Consider the following 13,595-nt stretch of genomic DNA (forward strand, 5'->3'; position numbering starts at 1 on the left):
TCGCCGGAAACACGGGTGCGACATATCGTGCGGGGGCTCGGGTCGGTGAGTAATCTCGGCGGACGTGACCAGCGACATCACCGAAGCGGCGGCTTGGCGGAAACTGCACGAGCACCACGGCGCGATCGCCGGACGACATCTGCGCGAATACTTCGCCGAGGATCCCGAGCGCGGGCGCGACCTCGTCATCGAGGTGGGCGATCTGCGCATCGACTACTCCAAGCACCGCGTCACCAGGGAGACGCTCGCGCTGCTGGTCGAGTTGGCGCGCGAGGCCGAGGTGCCCGCCCGGCGCGAGGCGATGTTCCGGGGCGAGCACATCAACACCTCCGAGAACCGGGCTGTCGAGCATATCGCGCTGCGCCTGCCCGCAGGGGAGTCGCTGATGGTCGACGGCGCCGACGCCGGGGCCGAGGTGCACGAGGTGCTGCGCCGGATGGGCGTGTTCACCGACGCGCTGCGCTCGGGCCAATGGCGCGGGGCCACCGGGGAGCGCATCACGACAGTGGTCAATATCGGGATCGGCGGGTCGGATCTGGGTCCGGTGATGGTGCACCGGGCGCTGCGCCACTACGCCGACGCGGGGATCGAGGCGCGCTTCGTCTCCAATGTGGACCCGGCCGACATGGTGGCGGCGCTGCGCGGACTCGATCCGGCGCGCACGCTGTTCATCGTTGCCTCCAAGACGTTTTCGACGCTGGAGACGCTCACCAATGCCACGGCGGCCCGGCGCTGGCTGGTGGCCGCGCTGGGCGAGGCGGCGGTGGCCAAGCATTTCGTCGCGGTCTCCACCAATGCCGAGCGGGTGGCCGCCTTCGGTATCGACACCGCGAATATGTTCGGCTTCTGGGATTGGGTCGGCGGCCGGTACTCGGTGGACTCGGCCATCGGCCTGTCGGTGATGGCCACCGTCGGCAAGGAGCGCTTCGCCGAATTCCTGGCCGGAATGCACACCGTGGACCGGCATTTCGCCACCGCGCCGCTCGAGGCCAACGCCCCGGTGCTGCTCGGTCTGCTCGGTGTCTGGTACTCGAACTTCTTCGGCGCGCAATCGCGTGCGGTACTGCCGTATTCGAATGATCTGGCGCGCTTCCCGGCCTACCTGCAACAACTCACCATGGAATCCAACGGCAAGTCGGTGCGTGCCGATGGCTCACCGGTGCGCACCTCGACGGGTGAGATCTTCTGGGGTGAGCCCGGCACCAATGGTCAGCACGCGTTCTACCAACTGCTGCACCAGGGGACCTGGTTGGTGCCCGCCGATTTCCTCGGATTCGCCGCGCCCACCGATGATCTGCCCACCGCCGACGGCACCGGCAGCATGCACGATCTGCTGATGAGCAATCTGTTCGCCCAGACGAAGGTGCTGGCCTTCGGCAAGACGGCCGAGGAGATCGCCGCCGAGGGCACCGATCCGAAACTGGTGCCGCACAAGGTGATGCCGGGCAATCGCCCGAGCACCACCATTCTCGCGCCCAAGCTCACGCCCTCGGTCGTCGGCCAGCTCATCGCACTCTACGAACATCAGGTGTTCGTGGAAGGCGCGATCTGGGGTATCGACAGCTTCGATCAGTGGGGTGTCGAGCTGGGCAAGCAGCAGGCGCTGGCACTGGCCCCGCTGCTCACCTCGGCGGAAGATCCCGCGCCACTGGACGATTCGTCCACCGACGCGCTCATTCGCTGGTATCGCGCGCACCGCTGAGTGCGACGGACCGGCGCGCTATCGCTCGGCGAGCTGTTCGGCCGCGGCGGTGAAGTGGTGTCCGTTCGCCGCGACGGTGAAGTAGCGGCCGTCCTCGACACACAGCACCAGGTCGGCCCGGACACTGGTGGCGGCGACGAGGTCGGCATTGCGCAGGTCGCTGTCGTCGACCTTGACGCGCGCCTGGTCGAGGGTGCGGCCGCCGCGCAGGTGCCGGTCGAGCAGTCGGGTGGCGAGCAGGTCGCGGGGAGCGTCGAGGTACCAGCACTCGTCCAGGTGCTCGCGCACCGACGACCACGGGGCGAGGTGCGGATCACCGGTGAGTTCGGCATCGAGGAGCAGGTAGTTGCCCTCGGTGATGGCCACGATGTGCTCGGTGAACACGACGCCGCCGGGGACCGGCTCCTCGATGGCTCGGTCGAAGGTGGGCCACGGCACCTCGGCGCCCAGCGGGGCGCGGCGCAGTGCGTCGAGGGCCGCCACATAACCCGCCGCGTCGAAGGTGTCCGGCTCGCCCTTGCGGGCAAGGGCGCCACCCGCGCGCAGTGCCGCGTTCGACAGGTGGAATCCATCCATCGGCGCGATCTCGGCGATCGGCGCGCGGGTATCGAGTGCGTCGCGCTCAGTGGCATTGAGCGCATCGCGCAGTGCCAGGGAAAGGGTGGATTTGCCCGCGCCCGGCGGACCGGCGATACCGAGCAGATAGCGTCCGGGACGCGCGTGCGCCCGCGCCCGCACGCGCTTCGCGAGGACGCTCAGCGGAACTTCGACGTGTGCCTCGGCCACTGAAGCGACTCTACCTGTGTGATGTCGGCACCCCTGCGGTGCGCGGTCTTCCTCGAATAATCGCGCGGGCGCGGTGCGACGCAACGCTGCGCGGGCTCAGGATACGAAGCCGCGCTCGATGATCGGGCCGGTGTTCACCCCGGTCGGTAGCGTGCCGAGCGCGATACCCCAATCGTCGCCGAGCCGGGAGGCGCAGAAGGCGTCGGCGACGGCGGGATGACCGTGCCGGACCAACTGTGCGCCTTGGAGCACCAGTGCCATGAGTTCGACCACCCGACGCGCGCGGTATTCGATGTCGTTCAGATCCGACAGTTCCTTGCCGACGCGGGCAATGGCATCGTCCAGACGCGGATTCGCGCCCTTGGCGAGGGAGACCTCGTTGAAGAACGCCTCGACGGTCTCGGGCTGTCGCCCCATGGCGCGCAGCGCGTCCAACGCCGCGACATTGCCCGACCCCTCCCAAATCGACATGAGCGGAGCTTCCCGATACAGCCTGGGCATGCCGGATTCCTCGGCGTAGCCATTGCCGCCCAGACATTCCAATGCCTCGGCGACCTGGACGGGCGCGCGCTTGCAGACCCAGTACTTGGTGACCGCGAGCGCGATCCGGCGCAGCGCGGCCTCGGCCGGATCGGAGCCGGCCCGGTCGGTGGCGCCCGCGAGGCGCAGCATCACGGTGGTGGCGGCGTCGGATTCGATGACCAGGTCGGCCAGCACATTGCGCATGGCGGGCTGGTCGATCAGCTTCGCGCCGAAGGCTTCCCGATGCCTGGCGTGGTGCACGGCGAGGACGGCGGCGGCACGCATCCCGGTCGCCGAGCCGATGACGCAGTCCAGCCGGGTCATATTGACCATTTCGATAATGGTCTTGACGCCCGCGCCCTCCGCGCCGACGAGCATGCCGGTGGCGTTCTCGTATTCGATCTCGGAGGAGGCATTGGACTTATTGCCCAGTTTGTCCTTGAGCCGCTGGATGCGAATCGGATTGCGGGTGTCGTCGGGCAGTACGCGCGGCAGCAGGAAACAGGACAGTCCGCCGGGGGCCTGGGCCAGGGTCAGGAACATATCCGACATCGGGGCCGAGGTGAACCACTTGTGCCCGACGATGCGGTAGCTGCCGTCCGGCTGCGGGGTCGCGGTGGTGGTGTTGGCCCGCACGTCGGAACCGCCCTGCTTCTCCGTCATCGACATGCCCGCGATCAGACCGGCTTTGGTCGATGGTTCGCGCAGTCCGAATTCGTAGATTCGCGATCCGAGCAGCGACTCGTATCGGGCCGCCAATTCGGGATTGTGGCGCAGCGCGGGCACCACGGCGTAGGTCATGGAGATGGGGCACATATGGCCCGCGTCGGCGGCGCCCCAGGTGTAGAACTTGGCGGCGCGGGCCACATGCGCGCCGGGGCGGTCGTCGAGCCAGGCCGAGCCGTGCAGGCCGTGCGCGACGGCCACTCGCATCAGGTCGTGCCAGTGCGGATGGAATTCCACCTCGTCGACGCGGTTGCCCCAGCGGTCGTGGGTGTGCAGGACGGGCGGATACTCATTGGCCAGTCGGCCCCATTCCTGCGCCGGGAAATCGCCCGCGAGCCGACCCAATTCGCGCACCTCGTCCTCGGCCCAGCCCGCGCCCTCGCGACGCAGGCCCTCGAGCAGCGCGGGGTTGCGCGACATGTCGAACGGCACGATATTGGGCGCCTGGTTGAAGACTTCATGCGTCGGCATCGGACACTCCTGATTCCTGGTGCGCGCCTTGGGCGCTCGATGTTGTGTGCGCGCCGAGGGCGCGCAGGGCGAAGGTGACCAACTGCGGCACAACCGATTCCCCGTGCGGCGCGGCGACCAGCGGACCGACCAGGACCTCTCCGATCGCCCCCACCAGCGCGGCCGCGCTGGTGGCCGGATCCTGTGCGGGCAACTCTCCGCGCGAAACCCCGTCGCGCACTGCCGCTTCGAAAGCGGCGGCGAAGGCGCGACGGAAGTGCAGCCGCTGCGCGTCGACCACGGTGTCCACCGGTTCGACCAGCAGGACATAGGCCAGTTTGGGATTCTTCAAGGCGCGGCCCGCGAAGGTCTCGACCGCCGCGCTGACCCTGGCGACGGCGTCGCCGGTGCGCGCAGCGTCGGTGACCGCGGCGACTTCGCGGGCCACCACCTTGCGGAAGACGGCGGTGACCAGTTCGGCCTTGCCCGCGAAATGTTTGTACACGGTGCCGGTGGCTACTCCGGCTTCGGTCGCGACCGCCGCCATGGACAGGCCCGCGTAACCACCCTCGGCCAGGAGTTTGGTCGCGACCTGCACGATCAACCCGGTCTGGGCATCCAGCCTGGCCTGCACGGCCGGGGTTCTGCGATATGCCACCCAAGAAGTGAAACACGGATTCACTTCTTCACACAAGGGGTGCTCGGGCCGTATGGTCGAGCCGTGACAGCGCCATATGATCGAGCGCCGACAACGCCGCGCCCGGCGAGGAGGACACTCTGGTGAGCGAGCAAACGTCGAATACGATCCCGGCCGTTCGAGTCGAACATTCGGGACCGGTGACCACGGTGATCCTGTACCGCCCCGCCGCCCGCAATGCCGTCGACGGGGCCACCGCGCAGGCACTGGCCGACGCCTTCCGCGCCTTCGACGCCGACCCGGACGCCGCCGTCGCGGTGCTGTGGGGCGAGGGCGGCACCTTCTGCTCCGGCGCCGATCTCAAGGCCATCGGCACCGAACGCTCCAATCGCACCACCGAAAACGGCGACGGGCCAATGGGTCCCACCAGAATGCGACTGTCCAAACCGGTTATCGCGGCGGTCTCCGGCTACGCGGTGGCGGGCGGATTGGAACTGGCCCTGTGGTGCGATCTGCGAATCGCCGAGCAGGACAGCATCTTCGGCGTCTTCTGCCGCCGCTGGGGCGTCCCGCTCATCGACGGCGGCACGGTGCGGCTCCCCCGCATCATCGGCGCCGGTCGCGCCATGGACATGGTGCTCACCGGTCGCCCCGTCGGCGCACCGGAGGCGCTGCAGATGGGGCTGGTCAGCCGGGTCGTCCCGACCGGCGAATCCCGCAGTGCCGCCGAGGAATTGGCCGCAGAACTGGCCGCGCTTCCCCAGACCTGTCTGCGCACCGATCGGATGTCGATGCTGGAGCAGGACGGGCTGGACGAACAAGCCGCGCTGCGCAACGAGTTTCGACACGGGATCACCGCTTTGACGAATGGTGCGGTGGCCGGGGCGCAGCGGTTCGCCGCAGGGGCGGGTCGGCACGGGGCATAAAGTCCAGACCCGCGCATGGCCGGAGCGAAGGCGGAGGTACGCCAACGAACACTGCCGGCGAAGCCGTCCACAGACCTGCGCATAGCCGGAGCGAAGGCGGAGGTACGCCTAGTCGATCCGACTGAGCGGGGTCCGCTGCGCGACCTCGGACGGTGCCGCGATGCCCGGATCGAGGTCGGCCGAGTCGATCGGCGTACCCCACTCCTGGCGCAATGGCAGCACACCCGCCCACACACCGCCTGCCGCGATGTCCTCCGGTTCGTCGTTGGGCCCGCCCGCGCGCACCTTCACCGAAGCCTCGGTCAGATCCAGCGCGAGGACCGCGGTGGCGGCCAACTCCTTCCTGTTGGGGTGGCGCACCCGCGCCCACGCGCCGGGCGCGGTGTGCTCGGTGATGACGCGCAGGCCGTGCAGTCTGTCGGCCGGGTCGGTGAGTTCGGTCGGGCGGCCCCGGACCACCGCCGAGTGGTAGTTCATCGAGAAGTGGAAGGCCGAGCGGGCATAGACCACGCCGTGCACATGGGTGACCGCCACCGAGACCTCCTCGCGCATCGCGGCCCGCAGATTGCCCGCGCCGGTGGATCCGTGCAGGTAGAGGGTGTCCCCATCGCGACCGTAGACGGTGGGGATGACCACCGGGCTGCCCTCGAGCACCACACCGAGGTGGCACAGGACGCCCACGTCGAGCACGGCGTCCAGGACCGCGCGATCTAGGACGGCTTTGGACCGATCGCGGGTCAGGGTGCTGCGGGGTGTCGGTGAGAGCGGGAGGCGTTGGTCGTCCATACTTCCAGATTCGCGACCGGAGTGGCATTCTGAAATAGCCAATTCGTAGCCAAATCAGCAGACCACTTTCGGGGGAACCGTGACCAATCGCTTCGAGGAACTGCCGATCGAACTCGACCGCTCCGGCCTCACGCCGCTGTCGGTACAGGTCGCCGCCGGGCTGCGATCCGCGGCCGCGAGCGGGACGCTGCGGCTGGGGGATCGACTGCCCTCCTCGCGCTCGCTGGCCGATCAGCTCTCGGTGAGCCGGACCGTCGTCGCTGCCGCCTACGACCAACTGCATGCCGAGGGCTGGATCGACGGACGCACCGGTTCCGGCACGTATCTGCTTGCCGCACCGGAGATTACCGAACCGCGACCCACCGCGCCGAAACCGGTCGACACCACCGCCGAGCTGCTCGACCTCGGTCCCGGCGCGCCCTGCGCGGAGATGATCGATCGGGCCGCGTGGCGGCGGGCCTGGCGTGCCGCCGCGGACCGACCACCCCGCACCCGCAAGGATCGCGCGGGCGAACCGGAATTCCGCGACGCCGTCGCCGAACATCTGCTGCGCCATCGCGGACTCAGCGCGGGCGGTGCCACCGTCGTACTCGCCACCTCGGGAAGCAGCGCCGCCGTCACCGAATTCGCCTGCGCCGTACTGCGACCCGGCGATCGGGTCGCCATGGAGGATCCCGGATATCGGCGGGCGGCGCGCGGATTTCGCGAGGCGGGCATGCGGGTGGCGCCGGTGCCCGTCGACGCCGAGGGTCTGCGGGTCGACCGGGTGCCCGAGGATGTCAAGGTGGTGTATTGCACTCCGGCGCACCAGTATCCGCTCGGCGGTCGGATGCCCGCCGCGCGGCGGGTCCGGTTGATCGAATTCGCCAGGCGGCACGGAATACTCGTCATCGAGGACGACTACGACGGCGAATTGCGCTACGACACGGCACCTTTGCCGCTGCTCGCGGCACTCGCACCGGATGTGGTGGTGCACCTGGGCACCACGAGCAAGATCCTGTCCCCCAGCCTCGGCGCCGGCTGGCTGGTCGCGGCCCCCGGTGTCGCCCAGACCATCCTCGACTACCGCAGGCGCACCGGCACCGGGCCGACGCCCGCGGGTCAGTTGGTGCTCGCCGAACTGGCCCGCCACGGCGATCTGGCCCGGCACCTGCGCAAACTGCGCCGCGAGCTGCCGCCGCGGCGCGCACTGCTGGTCGAGGAACTGCGGCGACGCGGACTCGAGGTGCGCGGCGACGACGCGGGTTCGCACGTCGTGGTGCCGCTCGACTCCGCCGCCGACGAGGCGCGCGTCATCGCGGCCGCCCGCAGGCGCGGGGTCTACCTGGTCGGACTCGCGGACCACTACATCGGCGACCCGCACAGCTTCGGCATCGCCCTGGGCTATTCGGCACTGCCCGAATCGGCGCTGGGTACGGCCGCGCGAATCGCGGGCTACTGCCTGGCGCGGTCGTAGCATGGTCGACATGACCGAACAGGACATCCTGGCCCGCATCAAGGAATTGGTCGATCACGAACACACCCTGCGCTCGCAGGCCACCCGAGGTGATCTCGACCCCAAGACCGAACGTCAGCAGCTGGCCGAACTCGAGGTCATGCTCGACCAGTGCTGGGATCTGCTGCGCCAGCGCCGTGCCCGACTGGACGTGGGCCAGCCCCCCGAGAACGCGCAGGCGAATACCGCCAAGCAGGTCGAAGGCTACCTCCAATAGTGGACGAATACGACGTCATCGTGCTCGGCGGCGGCCCGGCCGGGGAGAATGCCGCCGCCTACGCCATCGCGGGGAGTACCCGCACCGCGGCCATAGTGGAGCGGGAACTCGTCGGCGGCGAATGCTCCTACTGGGCCTGCATCCCCAGCAAGGCGCTGCTGCGACCCGGACATGTGCTGGCCCAGGCGCGGGCCATGGACGGGGTCACCGCATCCGGATTGGACGTGGCGCCGGTGCTGCGCAGGCGCGATGCCTTCGTGCACGACCACGACGACACCTCCCAGGTCGGGTGGGCGCACGACAATCGGATCGAGGTCATCCGCGGCACCGGACGGCTGAGCGGACCGCGCCGGGTCGAGGTCGATGGGCGCGAACTGCGGGCGCGGCACGCGGTGATCCTCGCGACCGGGACCACCGCCGTGATACCCGATATCGCGGGTCTGCGCGCAGCACTGCCCTGGATCTCGCGCGATGCCACGAATCTGCACGAGGTGCCGGGTCGGGTCGTTGTCGTCGGCGGGGGTGTGGTCGCGTGTGAGGCCGCGACCTGGTTGTCGGCGCTGGGAGCCGAGGTGACCATGCTGGTGCGTGGCACCTCGCTGCTGGGTGCGAGCGAACCGTTCGCGCGGGATGCGGTGGCCGCCGGGTTGGTCGAGGCCGGAGTGCGGGTGCTGTTCGAGACCGAGCCGGTTCGGGTCGATCGGGCCGAGGTTCGCGATACCGGCGAGGGATGGATTCATGGCGGACCGGTGACGGTTGCGGTGCGGCGCGGCGGCTCGGCTCCTGACGACCGCGCGAGCGACGCGGACGCGGCGGAAATCGTCGCCGACGAGATTCTGGTCGCCGCCGGACGACGGCCCGCGACGGCGGGACTCGGACTGGACAATGTCGGGCTGCCGGAAGGCTATGTCGCCGTCGACGATCAACTCACGGCCGTAGGGGTCGATGGGGATTGGTTGTACGCGGTCGGCGATGTGAATCATCGGGTGGCGCTCACACATATGGGGAAGTACCAGGGGCGGGTGTGCGGTGATGTGATCGCGGCGCGGGCCGAGGGACAGCCGACGACCGGGTCGCGATATGCCGCGAGCGCGGATCACGGGCAGGTGCCGCAGGTGGTGTTCACCGAACCGGAGGTTGCCTCGATCGGATTGACCGAGGCGGCGGCGCGGACGGCCGGATATGCGGTGCGCACCATCGAGCAGGAGATCGGTGTCGCCGGAACCTCGCTGGCGCGCAATGATTTTCGTGGCAGGGCCAAACTCGTGATCGATACCGCGAGTCGGACCATCCTCGGCGCGACCTTGGTCGGACCGGATATGGGCGAGCAACTGCATGCGGCCACCATCGCCGTGGTCGGGCGGGTGCCTTTGGATACGCTGTGGCACGCCGTTCCGGCCTTCCCCGCGGCCGCCGAGTTCTGGCTGCGGCTGCTGGAAGGGCTGCGGTTACCGGAAGGCTGAGGCTGTCGGAAGGGTGAGCGGCTGACTACTATGCGGTAATGGCGGCTCGAACAGATATCGAGACCGCGGCGGGTGTCGTGCGCGGTCATCAGGGGCAGCGCACGCTGCGCTGGCGGTCCATCCCCTACGCCGCACCGCCCGTGGGCGAGCTGCGGTTTCGCGCGCCCCAGCCCGTGGCGAAGTGGGCGGGCGTGCGGGCCGCCACCGAATTCGGTTACGCCGCAATGCAGCATCGCTCCGGGGCGCGGATCGGCCCGCGCACCTTTCAGCCAACCAGCGAGGACGCACTGACGCTGAATGTCGTCGCCCCCGTCGCGCCCGCCGAATCACCCCGCCCCGTCATGGTTTTCATTCATGGCGGCGCGTACCTGATCGGAACATCCGCGCTGGGACTCTATTCCGGCGCGCGACTGGTCGAACGCGGCGATGTCGTCGTGGTGTCGATCAACTACCGGCTGGGCGCCTTCGGCTATGTCGATTTCAGCGAATACTCCAGCGCCGACCGGATTTTCGACTCGAACCTGGGCCTGCGCGATCAAGTCGCCGCGCTCGAGTGGGTGCGGGAGAATATCGCGGCCTTCGGCGGCGATCCCGACAATGTCACCCTCTTCGGCGAATCGGCGGGCGCGCACGCGGTGCTCAGCCTGTTCGCCACCCCGGCGGCGCGGGGCCTGTTCCACCGGGGCATCGCGCAGAGTCCCCCGGCCGACTGGTCGCTCAATGCCGAGGACGCCCGCCTCTTCGCCCGACGCTGCCGCACCGAACTCGGTGTCGCCCCCGAAGCCGCCTCCGATGCGCTGATCCGGGCCGACGCCAACGCGATTCGCCGCGCGGTCGACCGGGCCAATACGGCGGTGAGCCGCGAGCGGCGCGGCGTCTTCCCGCTCGCGCCGCAGGTGGATGGGGTCTTCCTGCCGCGAGCGCCGATCGACGCATTGGTCGCGGGCGCCGCGCACCGACTGCCACTGATCATCGGCACCAATCGGGACGAGGGCACCCTGTTCGACCGGTTCGCCGACGGCCTGCTCACCAAACCCCACCGGTTGCGCGCCGCCATCGGCTCGGACGGCGAATCACGCATCGCCACTGCCTATCCCGGATATCCCGAACATCGGGTCGCGGTGCGCGCGGGCGGCGACTACACCTTCTGGCGGCCCAGTGTCGCGATCATGGAAGGGCACAGTCGCCACGCGCCCACCTACGCGTACCGCTACGATTTCGCGCCGCGCGCACTGCGGCTCGCCCGTCTCGGCGCGACCCACGCCACCGATCTGATCCCGGTATTCGGTGCGACCGACGACGTGTTCGGACGGGCGCTCACCGCACTGGGCGGGCGGCGCGGGCTACGCGCGGTAACCCGCCAGTTCCAGGACAATTGGCTGGAATTCGCGCGGCACGGCGCGCCACTGCCGTCCTGGCCCGCCTATACCGAGCAGCGGCGCACCACGCTGATCATCGACGCGCCCGCGCGCCTGGTAGACGATCCAGAACAGGCGAAACGCCTTGCCTGGCAGGGTGTATCGGCCCCTAGGCTGGCGCAGGCCCTGGCCTAGCTATTTCAGCAGCCTGGACATGCGCCGGTCGGCGAGGATCTTGCCGCCGGTCTGGCAGGTGGGGCAGTACTGGAAGGAGCGCTCGGCGTAGGACACCTCGCGGACGGTGTCGCCGCAGACCGGGCAGGTTTCGCCGGTGCGGGCATGCACCCGCATGCCGGAACGCTTCTCACCCTTGAGTCGGGCCGCGTCCTGGCCGACCGAGCGCGTCACCGCATCGGTCAATACCGTGCGCATCGCACCGTACAGTTCCGAAACCTTCTCCTCCGACAGGGTTTTCGTATTCGCGAACGGCGAAATCCTGGCGGTGTGCAGGATTTCGTCGGAATAGGCATTGCCGATTCCGGCGAGCAGACTCTGATCCACGATCGCCGTCTTGATCCGCTGGGAGGCGCCGCGCAGAATCTCCGCGAACTCGGGCTCCCCCACCTCGAGTGCGTCCGGACCCAATCGCGCGATGCCCGGCACCGCTTTCGGGTCCGTCACCACGTAGACCGCCAACCGCTTCTTCGTCCCCGCCTCGGTCAAATCGAATGCGGGCGTGGCCCCCTCCGGTGTGAAGAAATGCACCCGCAATGCCAACGGCCCTTTTCCCGGTTTCGGCGGCGTGGCGCTCGGCTCATCGATCCACCGCAACCACCCGGCCCGCGACAGATGGGTGATCAGCCACAACTCCCCGGCCTGCATCCCCAAGAATTTCCCCCACCGCCCCGCCCCGGTGACATCGCGCCCCGAAAGCGCCGTCACCGCAGGCTCGAACGTCTTCACCGCACTCAGTGCCGCCACATCGACACGCCCCACCACCGCGCCGACCGCATGCTCCCGCAGGAACTGCGCCAACGCCTCCACTTCCGGCAGCTCAGGCACCCACCCAGCCTACCCACCACCCCTGACGACCACCTCGCGAAGCTCAGCGCCGCACCGACCGCTGCCCGACGATCGCGTTCAGATCCAGCTTCAACGGGAAAGGCTCGGACACCACCACCGTGCCGGAGAGCCGAGGTCCGTAGGTGTATTTGCCGGGCTCTTCCAACGTGTAGATGGTCAACCCCACTTCGTCGCCGTCGACGTCCAGGAGATCGATAACCCAGTAGCAGGCAATGTTATTGGCCGCGTACTCACGTGACTTGACAATGTAGTCGCGCACAGCGGACTGACCGGACGTGGCGACCTCGATCGCCAGCGCGATCTGATCGCTGCGAATTCTGGTCTGTTCCGCCGCCTCGACCGGAATCACCACGATGTCGGGAACTCGGCGGGGTGATCGACCCGAGAACTCGGCCTCTACTTCCGCGAAGGCCTCCCACCCTTCAGGAAGCTGAGCATTGAGCTGTTCGACGGTGCGGCTGAGCGCACGACTGTGCTTCGGTGCTGGGCGAGCGTTCACGAGCAAGAGTCCATTCTCGATCTCGTAACGATGGCTGGTATCGACGGGCAAAGCATCGAATTCTCGCACGCTGATCGGCTCGCCATGAGAGGTGGGCACCCACTCGGCTGTCATCCTGCGTCTCCATCCGTTCGTATCCGAACCCCACCACATCATCGCATCTCAGCAGGTCGAATGAGCGGCGCGCACGGCCGTCACCCCCGGCGCAGGAGGTAGATGTCCATGATCCAGCCTTTCTCGGCGCGCAGGCGGGTGCGGAGGTCGACTATTTCGTCTTCGACCTTGCGCAGGGGGCCTTCGATGAGGACTTCGTCGGGCATGCCGAGGTAGGCGGCCCACCAGATGTGGATATCGTCGCCGCAGAGGTCGGTGAAGGCGCAGTCGGCGTCGAGCATGACGACGGTGGCGGGGTGGCGCAGGCCCTCTTCGCGGAGTTTGCGGCCGGTGGTGATGTAGAGGGGTTCGCCGATGCGGTGCAGAACCTGGCGGTGGCGGGCGGCGAGGGCCTGGATGCTGGTGATGCCGGGGATGACGGTGTAGTCGAAGGTGCACACGCCGCGGGCGTGCACGCGTTCGACCAGGCGCAGGGTGCTGTCGTAGAGGGCCGGGTCGCCCCAGACGAGGATGCCGCCGACGCCTTCGGTTTCGACGAAAGCCTGTTCGAGCAGCAGGGAGCGGGCTTCGTGCCAGTCCGCGACGGCGCGCCGGTAGTCGACGGGATCGCGGTCGCGGGGCGGGTCGGCGATCTCGACGATCCGGTGCGGTTGGGTGGCGTGTTCGCGCAGGATGGTCGCGCGCACGTCCAGCAGTTCCTGTTTCTCGGCGCCTTTTCCGATGACGAAGAAGACCTCGACCTCGCGCATGGCCTTGACGGCCTGCACGGTCACCTGATCCGGATCGCCCGCACCGATGCCGATCACGTAGAGCATGCGCATGCGCCAGAGC

At 68.6% G+C, this 13,595-nt stretch carries 13 protein-coding genes; 6 read left to right on the forward strand and 7 right to left on the reverse strand.

All coding sequences use genetic code 11. The features are described 5' to 3' along the window. Positions 1-64 precede the first annotated feature (64 nt). Positions 65-1,702: a glucose-6-phosphate isomerase gene (gene pgi, locus D5S18_RS08865; protein WP_120039351.1), complete on the forward strand. Its 1,638-nt coding sequence runs from the start codon at positions 65-67 to the stop codon at positions 1,700-1,702. 18 nt (positions 1,703-1,720) lie between these two features. Here the strand turns inward: pgi and D5S18_RS08870 are convergent, their stop codons facing one another. The 3 genes from D5S18_RS08870 to D5S18_RS08880 form a co-directional block, all read right to left on the reverse strand. Further along, positions 1,721-2,488 (reverse strand): nucleoside/nucleotide kinase family protein, encoded by a 768-nt coding sequence (locus D5S18_RS08870; protein ID WP_120039352.1) that lies wholly within the window; start codon positions 2,486-2,488, stop codon positions 1,721-1,723. 96 nt (positions 2,489-2,584) lie between these two features. Further along, a complete protein-coding gene (locus D5S18_RS08875; RefSeq protein WP_120039353.1) occupies positions 2,585-4,207 on the reverse strand; it encodes an acyl-CoA dehydrogenase family protein in 1,623 nt (540 codons plus the stop codon). Then, positions 4,194-4,844, reverse strand: coding sequence for a TetR/AcrR family transcriptional regulator (locus D5S18_RS08880; RefSeq protein ID WP_120040418.1), 651 nt, complete (start codon positions 4,842-4,844; stop codon positions 4,194-4,196). Before D5S18_RS08880 ends, D5S18_RS08875 begins: the two co-directional genes overlap by 14 nt. Positions 4,845-4,966: 122 nt before the next feature. Between D5S18_RS08880 and D5S18_RS08885 the strand changes: the two genes are divergently transcribed. After that, the gene (locus D5S18_RS08885) at positions 4,967-5,749 is read left to right on the forward strand and encodes a crotonase/enoyl-CoA hydratase family protein (protein WP_239003633.1); all 783 of its coding nucleotides are present in this window, start codon (positions 4,967-4,969) and stop codon (positions 5,747-5,749) included. Between the two features lie 108 nt (positions 5,750-5,857). On the opposite strand, the gene D5S18_RS08890 is transcribed toward D5S18_RS08885, so the two are convergent. Continuing rightward, the gene (locus D5S18_RS08890; protein ID WP_120039354.1) at positions 5,858-6,535 is read right to left on the reverse strand and encodes a pyridoxamine 5'-phosphate oxidase family protein; all 678 of its coding nucleotides are present in this window, start codon (positions 6,533-6,535) and stop codon (positions 5,858-5,860) included. Positions 6,536-6,614: 79 nt separating this feature from the next. Here D5S18_RS08890 and pdxR point away from each other — a divergent pair, with 79 nt between their 5' ends. The 4 genes from pdxR to D5S18_RS08910 are packed head-to-tail and all read left to right on the forward strand — an operon-like array spanning position 6,615 to position 11,263. Further along, complete coding sequence (gene pdxR / locus D5S18_RS08895) at positions 6,615-7,991, forward strand: MocR-like pyridoxine biosynthesis transcription factor PdxR (RefSeq protein ID WP_120039355.1); 1,377 nt, start codon at positions 6,615-6,617, stop codon at positions 7,989-7,991. 10 nt (positions 7,992-8,001) lie between these two features. Beyond that, a complete protein-coding gene (locus tag D5S18_RS08900; protein ID WP_120040422.1) occupies positions 8,002-8,247 on the forward strand; it encodes a DUF2630 family protein in 246 nt (81 codons plus the stop codon). Further along, positions 8,247-9,710, forward strand: a complete 1,464-nt coding sequence (locus tag D5S18_RS08905; protein WP_439651096.1) for a dihydrolipoyl dehydrogenase family protein — start codon at positions 8,247-8,249, stop codon at positions 9,708-9,710. Before D5S18_RS08900 ends, D5S18_RS08905 begins: the two co-directional genes overlap by 1 nt. 38 nt (positions 9,711-9,748) lie before the next feature. Continuing rightward, positions 9,749-11,263: a carboxylesterase/lipase family protein gene (locus tag D5S18_RS08910; RefSeq protein ID WP_120039356.1), complete on the forward strand. Its 1,515-nt coding sequence runs from the start codon at positions 9,749-9,751 to the stop codon at positions 11,261-11,263. Here D5S18_RS08910 and D5S18_RS08915 read toward each other — a convergent pair whose 3' ends face one another. The 3 genes from D5S18_RS08915 to cobF all read right to left on the reverse strand — a co-directional run bounded on the left by D5S18_RS08915 (position 11,264) and on the right by cobF (position 13,585). Further along, positions 11,264-12,130, reverse strand: a complete 867-nt coding sequence (locus D5S18_RS08915; protein ID WP_120039357.1) for an Fpg/Nei family DNA glycosylase — start codon at positions 12,128-12,130, stop codon at positions 11,264-11,266. Between the two features lie 43 nt (positions 12,131-12,173). Beyond that, positions 12,174-12,764, reverse strand: coding sequence for a Uma2 family endonuclease (locus tag D5S18_RS08920; RefSeq protein WP_158607841.1), 591 nt, complete (start codon positions 12,762-12,764; stop codon positions 12,174-12,176). 80 nt (positions 12,765-12,844) lie between these two features. After that, complete coding sequence (gene cobF / locus D5S18_RS08925; protein WP_120039359.1) at positions 12,845-13,585, reverse strand: precorrin-6A synthase (deacetylating); 741 nt, start codon at positions 13,583-13,585, stop codon at positions 12,845-12,847. Positions 13,586-13,595 lie beyond the last annotated feature (10 nt).

This window comes from Nocardia panacis, from assembly GCF_003598715.1.
Lineage (GTDB): Bacteria > Actinomycetota > Actinomycetes > Mycobacteriales > Mycobacteriaceae > Nocardia > Nocardia panacis.

Coding starts and splice junctions, on each gene's coding strand:
- D5S18_RS08920 (WP_158607841.1), bottom strand. CDS start 12,764: ATGACAGCCGAGTGGGTGCCCACCTCTCATGGCGAGCCGATCAGCGTG.
- D5S18_RS08875 (WP_120039353.1), bottom strand. CDS start 4,207: ATGCCGACGCATGAAGTCTTCAACCAGGCGCCCAATATCGTGCCGTTC.
- cobF (WP_120039359.1), bottom strand. CDS start 13,585: ATGCGCATGCTCTACGTGATCGGCATCGGTGCGGGCGATCCGGATCAG.
- D5S18_RS08900 (WP_120040422.1), top strand. CDS start 8,002: ATGACCGAACAGGACATCCTGGCCCGCATCAAGGAATTGGTCGATCAC.
- D5S18_RS08890 (WP_120039354.1), bottom strand. CDS start 6,535: ATGGACGACCAACGCCTCCCGCTCTCACCGACACCCCGCAGCACCCTG.
- D5S18_RS08910 (WP_120039356.1), top strand. CDS start 9,749: ATGGCGGCTCGAACAGATATCGAGACCGCGGCGGGTGTCGTGCGCGGT.